Source organism: Agromyces sp. NPDC052230, assembly GCF_040679595.1.
GTDB lineage: Bacteria > Actinomycetota > Actinomycetes > Actinomycetales > Microbacteriaceae > Agromyces.
Genome location: NZ_JBFAVC010000002.1, coordinates 286,937 through 301,092 on the forward strand (window position 1 = coordinate 286,937; position 14,156 = coordinate 301,092).

17 protein-coding genes and 1 tRNA gene are annotated in these 14,156 nt (G+C 69.8%); 13 read left to right on the forward strand and 5 right to left on the reverse strand.

Features of this window, described 5'->3' with window-relative positions; genetic code table 11:
• Positions 1–37 precede the first annotated feature (37 nt).
• Entirely contained in the window at positions 38–664 is a 627-nt protein-coding gene (locus tag AB0K73_RS06545) for a vitamin K epoxide reductase family protein (protein WP_360511822.1), read from the reverse strand.
• A gap of 278 nt (positions 665–942) precedes the next feature.
• On the opposite strand from AB0K73_RS06545, the gene AB0K73_RS06550 reads away from it, so the two are divergent.
• On the forward strand, positions 943–3,588 hold the full coding sequence (locus AB0K73_RS06550; protein WP_360511824.1) for an Rne/Rng family ribonuclease: 2,646 nt from the start codon (positions 943–945) through the stop codon (positions 3,586–3,588).
• Here the strand turns inward: AB0K73_RS06550 and AB0K73_RS06555 are convergent.
• Entirely contained in the window at positions 3,577–3,858 is a 282-nt protein-coding gene (locus tag AB0K73_RS06555; protein ID WP_360511826.1) for a DUF4031 domain-containing protein, read from the reverse strand. The two genes, AB0K73_RS06550 and AB0K73_RS06555, sit on opposite strands and share 12 nt — an antisense overlap.
• Before the next feature lie 228 nt (positions 3,859–4,086).
• Here AB0K73_RS06555 and rplU point away from each other — a divergent pair, with 228 nt between their 5' ends.
• The 10 genes from rplU to AB0K73_RS06605 all read left to right on the forward strand — a co-directional run bounded on the left by rplU (position 4,087) and on the right by AB0K73_RS06605 (position 10,981).
• Positions 4,087–4,395: a 50S ribosomal protein L21 gene (rplU, locus tag AB0K73_RS06560; RefSeq protein ID WP_360511828.1), complete on the forward strand. Its 309-nt coding sequence runs from the start codon at positions 4,087–4,089 to the stop codon at positions 4,393–4,395.
• Between the two features lie 25 nt (positions 4,396–4,420).
• Positions 4,421–4,678, forward strand: a complete 258-nt coding sequence (gene rpmA / locus AB0K73_RS06565) for a 50S ribosomal protein L27 (protein ID WP_360511830.1) — start codon at positions 4,421–4,423, stop codon at positions 4,676–4,678.
• 71 nt (positions 4,679–4,749) lie between these two features.
• On the forward strand, positions 4,750–6,270 hold the full coding sequence (gene obgE / locus AB0K73_RS06570; protein WP_360511832.1) for a GTPase ObgE: 1,521 nt from the start codon (positions 4,750–4,752) through the stop codon (positions 6,268–6,270).
• Complete coding sequence (gene proB, locus AB0K73_RS06575) at positions 6,267–7,085, forward strand: glutamate 5-kinase (RefSeq protein WP_360511834.1); 819 nt, start codon at positions 6,267–6,269, stop codon at positions 7,083–7,085. Before obgE ends, proB begins: the two co-directional genes overlap by 4 nt.
• A 9-nt stretch (positions 7,086–7,094) precedes the next feature.
• Entirely contained in the window at positions 7,095–8,363 is a 1,269-nt protein-coding gene (locus tag AB0K73_RS06580; RefSeq protein ID WP_360511836.1) for a glutamate-5-semialdehyde dehydrogenase, read from the forward strand.
• Positions 8,364–8,414: 51 nt separating this feature from the next.
• The gene (locus AB0K73_RS06585) at positions 8,415–8,636 is read left to right on the forward strand and encodes a hypothetical protein (protein ID WP_360511838.1); all 222 of its coding nucleotides are present in this window, start codon (positions 8,415–8,417) and stop codon (positions 8,634–8,636) included.
• Positions 8,637–8,648: 12 nt separating this feature from the next.
• The gene (nadD, locus tag AB0K73_RS06590; protein WP_360511840.1) at positions 8,649–9,251 is read left to right on the forward strand and encodes a nicotinate-nucleotide adenylyltransferase; all 603 of its coding nucleotides are present in this window, start codon (positions 8,649–8,651) and stop codon (positions 9,249–9,251) included.
• Positions 9,248–10,381 (forward strand): hypothetical protein, encoded by a 1,134-nt coding sequence (locus AB0K73_RS06595; RefSeq protein ID WP_360511842.1) that lies wholly within the window; start codon positions 9,248–9,250, stop codon positions 10,379–10,381. Before nadD ends, AB0K73_RS06595 begins: the two co-directional genes overlap by 4 nt.
• Positions 10,382–10,437: 56 nt before the next feature.
• The gene (gene rsfS, locus AB0K73_RS06600) at positions 10,438–10,812 is read left to right on the forward strand and encodes a ribosome silencing factor (protein ID WP_360511844.1); all 375 of its coding nucleotides are present in this window, start codon (positions 10,438–10,440) and stop codon (positions 10,810–10,812) included.
• Positions 10,813–10,905: 93 nt separating this feature from the next.
• Positions 10,906–10,981: transfer RNA gene (locus tag AB0K73_RS06605), tRNA-Ala, on the forward strand.
• 211 nt (positions 10,982–11,192) lie between these two features.
• Here the strand turns inward: AB0K73_RS06605 and AB0K73_RS06610 are convergent.
• Entirely contained in the window at positions 11,193–11,792 is a 600-nt protein-coding gene (locus tag AB0K73_RS06610; RefSeq protein WP_360511846.1) for a hypothetical protein, read from the reverse strand.
• A 212-nt stretch (positions 11,793–12,004) separates the two neighbouring features.
• Between AB0K73_RS06610 and AB0K73_RS06615 the strand changes: the two genes are divergently transcribed.
• Positions 12,005–12,502: a glutathione peroxidase gene (locus AB0K73_RS06615; protein WP_360511848.1), complete on the forward strand. Its 498-nt coding sequence runs from the start codon at positions 12,005–12,007 to the stop codon at positions 12,500–12,502.
• 18 nt (positions 12,503–12,520) lie between these two features.
• On the opposite strand, the gene AB0K73_RS06620 is transcribed toward AB0K73_RS06615, so the two are convergent.
• Together AB0K73_RS06620 and AB0K73_RS06625 are read right to left on the reverse strand one after the other, a co-directional pair.
• Positions 12,521–12,736 carry a hypothetical protein gene (locus AB0K73_RS06620; RefSeq protein ID WP_360511850.1) on the reverse strand — a complete coding sequence of 72 codons (216 nt, stop codon included), beginning with the start codon at positions 12,734–12,736 and terminating at the stop codon, positions 12,521–12,523.
• A 12-nt stretch (positions 12,737–12,748) separates the two neighbouring features.
• Positions 12,749–13,516, reverse strand: coding sequence for an alpha/beta hydrolase (locus AB0K73_RS06625; RefSeq protein WP_360511852.1), 768 nt, complete (start codon positions 13,514–13,516; stop codon positions 12,749–12,751).
• A gap of 122 nt (positions 13,517–13,638) precedes the next feature.
• Here AB0K73_RS06625 and AB0K73_RS06630 point away from each other — a divergent pair, with 122 nt between their 5' ends.
• Positions 13,639–14,154 carry a hypothetical protein gene (locus AB0K73_RS06630; protein WP_360511854.1) on the forward strand — a complete coding sequence of 172 codons (516 nt, stop codon included), beginning with the start codon at positions 13,639–13,641 and terminating at the stop codon, positions 14,152–14,154.
• Positions 14,155–14,156 lie beyond the last annotated feature (2 nt).

Here is a 14,156-nt window from a genome sequence, read left to right on the forward strand (position 1 = left end):
GCCGCGCCGGCCGGCCTATCGCCCGGCGCGCGCCCCGTCAGCGGAAGAGGTTGCCGATCTCGATGATCGCCAGCGGAATGGCGTTGAGCTGCAGCTGGGCGAGGATGATCACCACGACGTAGCAGACGACCGTCATGAGCGGGATCCACTTGAACCACTCCCCGGCGAGCCACTGCATACGTGCCGAAACTGGAATATGTCCTTCGCGAAGGTTGTGCAGCGTGACCGCGAGGAAGACGGGGATCGTCACGACCCAGGTGAGCATGCACCAGGGGCACAGCACGCCGAGCACGTAGATGCTCTGCGCGATGAGCCAGGCGACGAAGATGATCGCGCCGAGCACGCCGACGTTGAGGCCGAGCCAGAACCAGCGGGCGAACCGTGCCCCCGCGAGCATCGCGACGCCGATCGTGATGACGACGGGCCAGGTCATGAGGCCGATGAACGGGTTGGGGAACCCGAACAGCGCACCCTGCCACGAGCCGAGGTTGGTGCTGCAGCTGACGAGGATGCCGACGTTGCAGCTCGGCACGTGCCCCGGATCGGCCAGCACGAGCACCTTCTCGAGCGAGAGTTCGAAGGCGGCGAGGAGGCCGAGTGCCCCGGCAATGACGAGGAAGACCGCGAGTCCCGTGTGGCGGGACCGGCTGGGGGAGTCCGGCATGCACGTATTCTGGCACGCCGTTTCGACATGTCGCTGTGAGACCGTGCGATAATCGAAGCAGTCGTCCGGGCCGCGCCCGGCACGACGCCAATGAAGGCTTTGAGGATGCACCGCATCCGACTGAGCGGTCGTATGCACCGCGAGACGTGGCGACACAGGCATCCTGCCGGTCGCAGCAGTGAAGGATTGGCGGTTCCGCACACGGCGTGAACCGCTCGAGACGAGAACGGGAGACGGATGGCGCGGCCATCTCGACCCGTCGTAGGAGTGCACCAGAGATGGTGGAAGGCAACGACAACACCACGAACGATTCCGCAAGCGGCAACAGCGCACCGAGACGACGAGTGGGCCTCTTCAGCGCCCGTCGCGCGGGGCGCGGTCGCGTGACGGAGCCACGTTCCGAGGCGACCGACGAGTCGCCTGCGCCGAGGGAGCCCGAGGGGCCCGCCGAAGCGGTCGCCGCGGAGCCCGAGGCACCGACCGCCGAGGCGAGCACAACCGACGCGACGGTCGCCGACGCGTCGGCCCCCGAGGCGACGTTCAGCGACGAGGCGACGGGCGATCAGGCGACGGATGCCACGGCGCTCGAGCCGTCCGACGAGGCCCAGGCGGAGGCATCCGACGCCCCGGCGGAGCCGACGCCTGAGACCCCGGCGTCGCCGATCCCGGCTGCGCTCACCACCACCTCGCTGATCTTCCACGCGCCGCCCGTGTTCACGCCCGTCGAGGAGGCCGAGCGCGCAACCGACGACGAGGAGGCGTCGAGCGTCCGCCGTCGCTCCCGCCGCCGCAGCGGCGAGGAGAACCGGGCCGCCGGCGACGAGCCGGTGAACACGGTCGTCAAGGTGCGCAAACCCCGCGAGCCCGAGCTCATCACCGAGCCGCAGAAGGTCAAGGGCTCCACGCGACTCGAGGCGAAGAAGCAGCGCCGCCGCGACGGCCGCGACGCGGGTCGTCGCCGCGCGGTCATCACCGAGGCCGAGTTCCTCGCGCGCCGCGAGTCGGTCGATCGCCAGATGATCGTACGCGCGAAGGACGGCCGGATCCAGATCGGCGTCCTCGAAGACGGCGTGCTCGTCGAGCACTACGTGGCCCGAAACCAGGATGCGTCGCTCATCGGCAACGTCTACCTGGGTCGCGTGCAGAACGTGCTGCCGAGCATGGAGGCCGCGTTCGTCGACATCGGCCGCGGCCGCAACGCCGTGCTCTACTCGGGCGAGGTCGATTGGGACGCCGCCGCCGAGAACGGCGAGAAGAACCAGCCCCGCCGCATCGAGCTCGCGCTGAAGCCCGGCGACCGGGTGCTCGTGCAGGTCACGAAGGATCCCGTGGGCCACAAGGGCGCCCGGCTCACGAGCCAGGTGTCGCTGCCCGGCCGGTACCTCGTCTACGTGCCCAACGGGTCGATGAACGGGATCAGCCGCAAGCTGCCCGACACCGAGCGCGCGCGTCTGAAGAAGATCCTGAAGGAGGTGCTCCCCGAGAACGTCGGCGTCATCGTGCGCACGGCCGCCGAGGGCGCCACCGAGGAGCAGCTCACCCTCGACGTGAACCGCCTCATCGCGCAGTGGGCCGACATCTCGACGCAGCTCGAGAAGGTGCAGGCGCCCGCGCTCCTGCACTCGGAGCCCGACCTGCTCATCAAGATCGTGCGCGACGTCTTCAACGAGGACTTCCAGAAGATGATCATCGCGGGCGACGACGCGCGCGACACCATCGAGCGCTACCTCCGCGCGGTCGCGCCCGACCTGCTCGAGCGCGTCGAGGCGTACACGGGCGAGCGCGACGCGTTCGACGAGTTCCGCATCACGGAGCAGATCGAGAAGGCGCTCGACCGCAAGGTGTGGCTGCCGTCGGGCGGCTCGCTCGTCATCGACCGCACCGAGGCCATGACGGTCGTCGACGTCAACACGGGCAAGTTCGTCGGCTCGGGCGGCAACCTCGAGGAGACGGTCACCAAGAACAACCTCGAGGCGGCCGAGGAGATCGTGCGCCAGCTGCGGCTCCGCGACATCGGCGGCATCATCGTCGTCGACTTCATCGACATGGTGCTGGAGTCCAACCGCGACCTCGTGCTCCGGCGTCTCGTCGAGTGCCTCTCACGCGACCGCACGAAGCACCAGGTCGCCGAGGTCACGTCGCTCGGACTCGTGCAGATGACCCGCAAGAAGCTCGGGCTGGGCCTGCTCGAGTCGTTCAGCGAGCCCTGCGAGGTCTGCGCCGGGCGCGGGATCCTCGTGCACCACGAGCCGATCATGAAGCACCGTGCGCCGCAGCAGCCCGAGCGTGGTCGCGGTCGTGGCCGCGGCGGCCAGCAGCAGGCGTCCGCGCCCGAGCCCAAGGCGCACACCGGAACGCACGCGATCACCGAGGACGTCAAGCACGCGCTCGCGCAGATCGCCGCTTCGACGATCCCACACGCCGACCCCAGGCCGGCCGACCTGCCCGCCGCAGCGCGTGAGGCCGAGCGTGGAGCGGCACCCGCGCTGGTTCCGGCCGAGGCCGGCGACGCGGGCGCCGGAGAGTCGCAGCCGTCGGGTTCGGGCCGTCGACGCGGGCGCCATCGCCGCGTCACGCAGGAGCAGGGTGCTGCAGTCGAATCGGATGCCACGAGCACGCCGGTCGCACCCGAGGCACCCGTCGCCGCCGAGCGGTCTGCGCGCGACGACGCACCGGACGTGCCGATCGTCGAGCTCCCGCCGGTGATCCCCGCGGAGCGCAAGCGTCCGGTGCGCGTGGAAGACGCCGAGGTGCTCCTCGACTCCATGCTCGACGCGCTTCCCGCCCCCAAGAAGGCGGGCGAGGGCCGTGCCCGCAGTCGGCGGGTGTCGACGGCGGCGCTCAGCCCGGCCGGCGGTCCGCCGGTCATCACGCGTGCCGACGGCTCCTCGGCAGCGGCCGAGGAATCGCCTTCAGGACGATGACCGCGCGCGCCGCTCGCGCGGCGTGACCCGAAGTCCGCTGGCGGCGAGCCGGCGGACGAGCTCCCGTGGCGACACAGGCTCTGCGCCGGCGGCCACGAGCTCGTCGTATCGCTCGACGGGCACGTCGTAGTGGTCCAGGTCGAACCCACGTGGGGGAAGGCCGGCCCGCTCGGCGAAGGCCTGGAGCTCGTCGATCGACCGGTCGCTCACGAGATGCGCCCACACCGTGCCGTGCTTCGGCCAGAGTGGCGTGTCGATGAGCACCGTCATGTCGCCGATCCTACGCGCGAGGGCCCGCGAGACCCGCGGTTCGCGCGTTTGACCGGCCACGGGACATCCGTGTAAACTCGACCGTTGGTGCCACCGCTTATCCCGGTGTGCCCACACAGTTTTCTGGCAGACGACCCTCCTTCCCGCTGGGGTCTCGCGCGCAGTGACATCCCAGGCAGTGACATGCAAAGCTACGGAGCTCCGGCTCCCCAGAGATAGGTACGAGTAGTGGTTTACGCAGTAGTGCGCGCCGGCGGCCGGCAGGAGAAGGTCGAAGTCGGCACCATCGTGACGATGGACCGCATCAAGGCTGACAAGGACGGCAACGTCCAGCTCACCCCGGTGCTCTTCGTCGACGGCGAGAAGATCACCTCCGACGCCAAGTCGCTCGCGAAGATCACGGTCACGGCTGAGGTCCTGAACGACCTTCGCGGCCCCAAGATCGTGATCCAGAAGTTCAAGAACAAGACCGGCTACAAGAAGCGCCAGGGCCACCGTCAGGAGCTCACGCGCGTCAAGATCACCGGCATCAAGTAGCCCGCGGCTCGCAAGGAGAGAAGACATGGCACACAAAAAGGGAGCGAGCTCCACTCGCAACGGTCGTGACTCGAACGCCCAGCGCCTCGGCGTGAAGCGCTTCGGCGGCCAGGTCGTCGGCGCCGGCGAGATCATCGTCCGCCAGCGCGGCACGCACTTCCACCCGGGTGCGGGCGTCGGTCGCGGTGGCGACGACACCCTCTTCGCCCTCGAGGCGGGCGCCGTGCAGTTCGGCACCAAGGGCGGCCGCAAGGTCATCAACATTGTGGCGGCCGGCGAATAGTCGGTCGAGCGGTTTCGTGAGGGCGGGCTTCGGCTCGCCCTCACGCATTTCAGCTTGAGGAAGGATGCAGCATGGTCAGCTTCGTCGACGAGGTGACGCTGTTCGTGCGCGCCGGTCACGGCGGGAACGGCTGCGTCTCCGTACGCCGTGAGAAATTCAAGCCGCTCGGCGGCCCCGACGGGGGAAACGGCGGCCACGGTGGGGACATCGTGCTCGTCGCCGACCCGCAGGTCACGACCCTCCTCGCGTACCACGGACGCCCGCACCGCTCCTCGGCGAACGGCCAGCCCGGTATGGGCGACAACCGCTCCGGAGCGGCGGGGGAGACTCTCGAGCTTCCGGTGCCGGTCGGCACCGTCGTGAAGGATCCCGACGGCACCGAACTCGCCGACCTCGACGAGCCCGGCATGCGATTCATCGCCGCACCCGGCGGTCAGGGCGGCCTCGGCAACGCCGCGCTCGCCTCGACGAAGCGCAAGGCGCCCGGCTTCGCCCTGCTCGGTACCCCCGGGTTCGAGGGGGAAGTCAAGCTCGAGCTGAAGACGATCGCGGATGTCGCACTCGTCGGCTTCCCGTCGGCGGGCAAGTCGAGCCTCATCGCCGCGCTGTCGGCGGCCAGGCCGAAGATCGCCGACTACCCGTTCACCACGCTGCATCCGAACCTCGGCGTCGTGGAGGCGGGCGAGCACCGCTTCACCGTGGCCGACGTGCCCGGGCTCATCGAGGGCGCGAGTGAGGGCAAGGGGCTCGGGCTCGAGTTCCTGCGGCACGTGGAGCGCTGCTCGGCGCTGCTCCACGTCATCGACTGCGCCACCCTCGAGCCCGGTCGCGACCCGATCAGCGACCTCGAGGTCATCCTTCGCGAGCTGGCGGCGTACGAGGTCCCCGAAGGCCAGAAGCCCTTGCTCGAGCGTCCGCAGCTCGTCGCGCTCAACAAGATCGACGTGCCCGAGGCGCGGGATCTCGCCGAGCTCGTGCGAGCCGAGTTCGAGGCGCGCGGTTACCGCGTGTTCGAGATCTCGGCCGTGAGCCACGAGGGCCTGCGCCAGCTCGGATTCGCGCTCGGCGAGCTCGTCGACCGAGCGCGCGCCGAAGCGGCATCCGCACCCGCCGCGCCCCGCATCGTGATGCGCCCGAAGGCCGTCAACGAGGCGGACTTCGTGGTGCGCGCCGAGGGCGGCAGCTATGGCACGATCTACCGCGTGCTCGGCGCCAAGCCCGAGCGCTGGGTGGCGCAGACCGACTTCACGAACGACGAGGCCGTCGGCTTCCTCGCCGACCGGCTTGCCCGGCTCGGCGTCGAGAACGAGCTGGTGCGGGCAGGCGCCGACGCCGGCTCGACCGTCGTGATCGGCCCCGGCTCGGGCGTCGTGTTCGACTGGGAGCCGACCCTCACGTCGACCGCGGAGCTCGTCACGGCGCCGCGCGGCTCCGACTTCCGGCTCGACGAGGACCGCCGCGCCACGCGCGCCGAGCGGCGCAGCGAGTACCACGAGCGGATGGACGCGAAGGCCGAGGCCCGCGCCGAACTCGAACGCGAGCGCGAGGCGGGCATCTGGTCGGAGAACGAAGGCGAGGAGGACGAACGGTGACCCCGCGCACGCGGGCCGACATCCCGAACGCGACGCGCATCGTCGTGAAGGTCGGCTCGTCATCGATCAGCGGCGAGAACGCCGGGCAGATCGGTCCGCTCGTCGACGCCCTCGCCGGCGCCCACGAGCGCGGCACCGAAGTCGTGCTCGTCTCCTCGGGCGCCATCGCCACGGGCATGCCGTACCTTCGGCTCGACGAGCGTCCGACGGACCTCGCGACACAGCAGGCCGCGGCATCCGTCGGCCAGAACCTGCTCGTCTTCCGCTACCAGGACTCGCTCGACCGGTACGGCATCGTCGCCGGCCAGGTGCTGCTGACCGCGGGCGACCTCGAGCACGCGACGCCGCGCTCGAACGCGCAACGCGCCATGGACCGGCTGCTCGCGCTGCGCATCCTCCCGATCGTGAACGAGAACGACACGGTCGCGACGCACGAGATCCGCTTCGGCGACAACGACCGCCTGGCCGCGCTCGTCGCCGAGCTCATCGGCGCCGACCTGCTCGTCCTCCTCTCCGACGTCGATGCGCTCTACACGAAGCCCCCGCACCTCGAGGGCGCGGAACGCATCGCGCACGTGCCCTTCGGCGACGCGCTCGCGGGCGTCGAGATCGGCTCCATCGGTCGCGCCGGCGTCGGCACCGGGGGAGCGGAGACGAAGGTCTCCGCGGCCCGCATCGCCGCCGAGTCCGGGGCGGCCGTGCTCATCACGGCGACGACACTCGTTTCGGAGGCGCTCGCGGGCGAGGAGATCGGCACCTGGTTCGACGCCGGTCCGGGCCGTCACGCGACGACCGCCGACGCCATGCTCGCCTAGGCTGGAACCATGGAGCACCCCGACCTCGACACCGCGGTGATCGACGCTCGTCTGGCCGCCGCGAAGGACGCGTCCTACCGCCTCGCCCAGGCGACGACGGCCGAGAAGGATGCCGCGCTCGAACGCGTGGCCGACCTGCTTCGCGCCCGCACCGACGAGATCATCGCCGCGAACCGGCTCGACCTCGAGGCCGGCCGTGAGGCGGGCCTGGCGACGGGCCTGCTCGACCGGCTCACGCTCGACGAGCGGCGCGTCGGCGCCCTCGCCGACGCCGTGATCGAGGTCATCGCGCTCACCGACCCCATCGGCGAGACCGTCAGCGGGCGTTCCCTGCCGAATGGCGTTCGCATCGACCAGGTGCGCGTGCCCCTCGGCGTCGTCGGCGCCATCTACGAGGCCCGGCCGAACGTCACCATCGACATCGCCGTGCTCGCGCTGAAGAGCGGCAACGCCGTCGTACTGCGCGGCGGCACCGCGGCCGAGCAGACCAACCGCGTGCTCGTCGGCGTGCTCCGCGACGCGCTCGACTCGGTCGGCCTGCCCGCCGACGCCGTGCAGACGGTCGACGATTTCGGTCGCGCAGGCGCCCGGCACCTCATGCAGGCCCGCGACTACGTCGACGTGCTCATCCCGCGCGGCAGCGCGAACCTCATCCGCGCCGTGGTCGACGAGGCGAAGGTCCCCGTCATCGAGACCGGTGCCGGCGTCGTGCACATGTACCTCGACGCGAGCGCGCGCGAGGACTGGGCGGTCGAACTCGTGCACAACGCCAAGGTGCAGCGGCCGAGCGTCTGCAACGCCCTCGAGACCCTACTGGTGCACCGCGAGGCCGCGGAGCGGCTGCTTCCGTCGGTGCTCGACCGGCTCGAGGCATCCGGAGTCACCGTGCACGCCGACGAGCGGGTGCGGGCCCTTCGCCCAGAGGCCGTGCCGGTCACCGAGGAGGACTGGGCGACCGAGCACATGAGCCTCGACCTCTCGGTCGGCATCGTCGACTCGATGGACGATGCGCTCGAGCACATCCGCCGGTTCTCCACGAAGCACACCGAGTCGATCATCACGAACGACCTCGCGAACGCCGAACGGTTCCTCAACGAGGTCGACGCGGCCGCCGTCATGGTGAACGCGTCGACGAGGTTCACCGACGGCGCCGAGTTCGGCTTCGGCGCGGAGGTGGGCATCTCCACCCAGAAGCTGCATGCGAGAGGCCCCATGGGCCTGCCCGAGCTCACGAGCACCAAGTGGCTCGTGCGCGGCGCCGGACACGCGCGCGCCTGACCTCGCTAGAATGACACGAGCACGACCCGAAGGATTCGAAAGGAACGGCGAATGAGCCTCACGACCGCGGTGCTGACCGGCACGGTACTGACCGAGACGGTGCATGCGAGGGAACTCCCGATCGAATCCTGGATGTTCGGCGTGATCGCCCTCATCGGCTTCGCGGCCCTGGCCTTCGTCACGGCCTCCTATCGGGATGTCGCCAACCGTCACCGGTCGAAGGCCGAGGCTTACGCCCTCCGTCACGGCGGGGGCGAGCACGGCGGCCACTGAGCGGGTTCTCGCGTGACGACGCGCGTCCGGCGCCGACCTCGCATCGGCGTGATGGGCGGCACGTTCGACCCCATCCACCACGGGCACCTCGTCGCCGCGAGTGAGGTGGCGCAGTCGCACGACCTCGATGAGGTCGTCTTCGTCCCGACCGGCGCGACGACGTACAAGTCGCAGGTCACGCCGCCCGAGCATCGCTACCTCATGACCGTCATCGCGACGGCGTCGAACCCGCGGTTCACCGTGAGCCGGGTCGACATCGAGCGCAAGAAGCCGACGTTCACGATCGACACGCTCCGCGACATCCGGCGTGAGCGGCCCGACGCCGACCTGTACTTCATCACCGGAGCCGACGCCATCGCGCAGATCCTGTCGTGGAAGGACGTCGCGGAGCTCTGGGAACTCGCGCATTTCGTTGCTGTGAGTCGTCCGGGACATGTGCTGTCTGTTTCGGGATTACCCGAGCAGGACGTAAGCTTGTTGGAGGTTCCGGCACTTGCGATCTCGTCGACCGACTGCCGGGACAGGGTGCGCCGGGGCTTCCCGGTGTGGTACTTGGTGCCCGATGGGGTCGTCCAGTACATCTCCAAGCACCACCTCTATCGGAGTGTCGAATGACGTCGTCGCAGGAACCGCCGCTGACGCGCCGCGAGATGCGCGAGCGCGAACGTCTGCTGGCTCAGCAGGCCGAGTCGTCGACCCCGGATGCCGCTGCGGCACCCGCCGCCCCCGCGCCGTCGCCTCCCCAACAGGCGTACCCTCCGGCTGCCGCTCCGCAGCCCGCGCCAGTCGTACCGGCCTCGATTCCCCGGCCGGCGCCCGTGCAGCCCGCCGTCTCGCCGCACGCGCCCGCGTCAGCTCCCACGCCTCCTCCCGGGTACAACGCCCCGCGGCCGTCGGGCGGCTACGGCGACCAGGGCGCTCCGTTCGGTGGAGCGATCGCGGCGCCCCCGCCCCCGAATCCGTTCGCGCCGCGCCCTGAGCCCGTCGCGCCCGTCCCGCAGCGGGCGCAGGCTCCGGTTCCCGAGCCGACCACGCCAGAGCGCACGCTCACCCGGCGTGAACTGCGCGCGATGCTCGATGCGCACTCGGGCGAGGGTTTCGACGAGTTCGACTTCGACGACGAGCCCGTCGCCCAGGCGCCCTCGCCGGCACCCGCTGCGCCGCAGCAGGCCGCGCCGTTCCCGCCGCAGCCCGTGCCCATGCGGGCTCCCGCGCCGCATCAGGTGGCGGAGTCGGCCCTCGCCGACGAGCCGTTGGCCACACCGAAGCCCGTCGGACACTGGACCGATCAACTGCACGCTCCCGTCGAGCGGGCGGAGCCGTTCGACCAGCTCCTCTCCCGGGGCGGCATGAGCCACGGCGTGCCGACGACCACGAACGCACTGATCCTTCCCACGCTGCCCGACCACGGCCAGATGGGAGGCTCCATCGCCCAGAGCGGCGAGGTGATCGTGACGGGCTCGATCGACCTGCCGCGCAGCTTCGGTGCGACTGGCGCGCACCCGAGCCAGATCGACTCCTCCGATGTCGACCGGCTGTTCGATCAGGTGGAGGACAGCGCCGGCATGGGCGTGCCCGTCTCCGCCACCCGGGCGATCAGCACCCAGAGTGCCGCTCGCGCGATGATGGCGCCGCCGAAGAAGGAGGGCATGAACGTTCCGCTCGTGCTCGCCGTCACCGCCGGCGTGCTCGCGCTCGGCGTCGTCGCGACCCTCGTCATCGGGGCCGTCGCCGGGCTCTTCTGATCCGGGCCTCCGAATCCATCTCCGATCTCCGATTCCCCATCTCCGGAAGTGAGCGTATGACCGCATCCGACCAGGCACTCGACTCGCTCGCACTCGCCGTGCGTGCAGCCGACGCGAAGGGCGGCGAAGATCTCGTCGCCCTCGACGTGTCCGGGCCGCTGCCGTTCACCGACGTGTTCCTCCTCGTCACGGGCACGTCCGAGCGCAACGTGATCGCGATCGCCGACGAGATCGAAGACGTCATGCGGGACGCCGGCGCGAAGACGCTCCGGCGCGAGGGTCACTCCGGCGGGCGCTGGATCCTCCTCGACTTCGGCGACCTCGTGGTGCATGTCTTCCACCGCGAGGAGCGGCTCTACTACGGCCTCGAGCGCCTGTGGAGCGACTGCCCGGTCGTGCCGGTGGCCCCGTTACTGGCCGCCGGGAACTGACGTTCGGAGCAGTCGCCGGCTGAGGCTCGCTCGATTTCTTGCGAGGGCGCGCGCTGGTGTAAGCTCGTTTTGTTGCCCCGAAGCGGGGCGCACGGGTCTGTGGCGCAGCTGGTAGCGCACCTGCATGGCATGCAGGGGGTCAGGGGTTCGAGTCCCCTCAGATCCACCAAAACCCCTGATGAACGCGAAGTTCTCAGGGGTTCTTCCGGTTTACGAGACCCCTTGGCAGAAGGTCGGGTGCACATCACGCTGCGCTTCCGTCGGCTCGACGGCAGCGGCAAGCTCCGCGGCGGGCAAGCTCCAACGCGGCAGCACGTCGGTCGCTGATGTCCGCGATCGAGGAACCGGGCCGGTGCGGTGGCCGACTCGCGGCACCGAGCTTACGGCGGTGGCATGATGCCGAGGACAACCAACAGTGTGGGCACGAGCACCAGGACGCCGGCGAGGAGAATCGGCGCACCGAGAATGCCGACCGCGATCGGGATCGGCCGCCACATCGTGCGTCGAGAGTAGGAGACGGCCACGATACCGAAGCATGTTGCGAAGAAGAGAGTACCGAGCAGGTAGATGACGCCGGCTGCATCGATTTCGTCGGAACTTCCGGTGATCCCGGTCGCTATCGCGACAGCCTGGCCGACTGAGCCGAGCGCATAGATGACGAATGTCCCGAAAGCGCCCCAGAGCAGCAGCGTCATCACGTTCGGCGCGAACGCATTCGCCCGCTTGCTGACCGAGAGCATCAAGACCCCTGCTCCGAACACCTTGAGGATCACCACCAGCCAGTTCATGATGGTCAGGCCGGAGGCGTAGGCGGCCAGTGGCCCGTTCGCGAAGTGGTTCGTTCCCTCGAACATGACGTTCACCACCGCGAATGCGAGCAGCGCCAGCGTGCCAAGCACCGCCGTCAGTTTCGTGGTCGTCGATGCGGATCTCGGGCTACCTTCGGATCCGGAACCGACCTGGGACTGGACAGAAATCATGACTGTCCCTCGTTCGACTTCGATGAATGCACCCTTCGCGTCGTCATGCCGACCAGTCTGGGCCTCGGCGACACCTCGGCGCCTCACCCGAACGGGTGACCTTCGCGGAGAACGCTCAGCCGCCTGCTGGACGGTCGGGCTTCATCGTTCGTCACGGCGAGTCCGCAGCTCCGACGCAGTCGGATTCTGGAAGCCCGGGTTACGCTCGAGTGGTGGACCTTCGAGACATCCCCCTCATGACCATCGACGGCGACGCGACCTCGCTCGCCGAATACGACGACCAGGTCGTGATGGTGGTGAACGTCGCGTCCCGCTGCGGCCTCACGCCGCAGTACGAGAAGCTCGAGGCGCTGCAACGCGAGTACGGCGAGCGCGGGTTCACGGTGCTGGGCTTCCCCTGCAACCAGTTCGCCGGTCAGGAGCCGGGCGACGCCGACGACATCAAGGCGTTCTGCTCGATGACCTACGGCGTCTCGTTCCCGCTCATGGCCAAGGTGAAGGTCAACGGTCCGAAGCGGCATCCGCTCTACGACGAGCTCAGGAAGACACCGGATACCGCCGGCAGGGCCGGCCGCGTGACGTGGAACTTCGAGAAGTTCATCGTGCTGCCGTCGGGCGAGGTGCGCCGGTTCCGTCCGACGGTGCAGCCCGACGACCCGGCGATCATCGAGGTGATCGAAGGCGGGCTCCCCGAGGCCGCCGCGGCGTGAGCGCGATGGCGCCGCACGTCACGCGACGGTGAGCGAGGATGCTGGGCGCACCCGCGACACGGCGTCGGGCGCAGCGGTGAACCGCCCGGTGCGACCGTCGGACGTCACGTACTGCACGCGGATGCCGCGGCCGACGCGCGCGACCCGGGTGATCTCGTAGACCCCGCCGGTCACGCTGACCAAGGTGTCGCCCACGGCGAGCTCCCTCGTCTGCTTCAGAACGGCGGCTTCCATAGTGAGATCATCTCAGGACCCACCGACATCGATGAGCGGTAGCCCAGCCGCCGTGGACAGCTCCTCGGCGACGCGGCGAGGCGACGTGCGGGGAACGACGTGGCGGTCGCCCGCGACCGCGACCAACCGAGCCGACGCCCCGTTCGCGGCGACGAGCTGCCGGCACCATTCGTCTCGGGCGATCGGATCGCGCTCGCCCCGCACGACGATGGCGGGTACGGGGCATCCCCGCATGCGGTCGAGCGTCGGGTACCGCATCATCTCCCGAAGCACCTTCAGGTACCAGCGAACCCCGCCCCGGAGGTAGTCGCGGGCGACGAGCGCGTTCACGGCCATCGGTTCGCCCAGCGTGTCACGCAGGAGGTCGAGGGCCTGCTTCACGATCGAATCGCGGGCGGGATCCACGACGGGCCCCACCATCATGATCGTCGAGACCTGGTCGGGGCGGATCCTCGCGAGCTCGAGCACGACCTGCGTGCCCATCGAGTGCCCTGCGGCGACCACAGGCCAGGCATCGAGGCGATCGAGGATCTCGGCGAGGTCGGACGCGTACTGCTCGACGGGCACCGCGCGCGGCGGCCGCTGGGTCGACCCGAATCCCGCCAGGTCGACGTTCAACACCCGAAGGCCCGGTGGGAGCTCGCGTTGCACGGCGTCGAGCGACGAGTGCGTCATCCCGATGCCGTGCACGAGCAGCACGTTCGACGTTCCGGCGACCGCCTCGCCCGACTCATGGACGAGGTACTGCCGGTCTCCGACTCGCACCTCTCGCTCCGGCATCCCCCGACCCTAACTCCGCGGATCAGGTTGGGGCGAGGGCTTGCGCACGGCGCGCTTCCTTGACCGCCCCCCGAACGCGTCACAGAATGAGGGGACGATCCGAACGCAAGGGGTTCTGCGACATGAGCGACACGACCGCCCGCACCTCCGATCCGACCTACCCCGCCGCCGCGTACGGCGACACGGCGGTGTTCGGAGCCGAACCCGAGCACGCACGACCCGAGCCCGCACCCGAACCTGCGGCGAGCCGCTCGACGCCGTGGAGCCGTGACCTGCGCTTCATGCTGGTGGTGATCGTCGCCATCGTTGCCCTGTTCCTCGCATTCGCGCTCGTCGTGGCCTTCACGCCGAACGGAGCGGGCGTCAGTGCCCTCGCGGTCGTCGCCGCGCCGATCGCCACGATGGTCGCCGCGTACTACGGCATCTCGCTCGCGCTCCGGCAGGTCGCCGACGCGCGTCGCTCCGCCGAGGCCGCCGAGTCCCGAGCGCGAGCTGCGGAGTCGACCGCCCGCGAGTCCGACGCCTGGGCTGCCCAGATGGAGTCCGGCCTCCGCGTCGCCGTCGCCAAGCTCAAGGCCGACGGGCGCGACACGAGCGACGTGGAGCGCGCGGCGGGTACACCCGACCAGTTCTTCTAGAT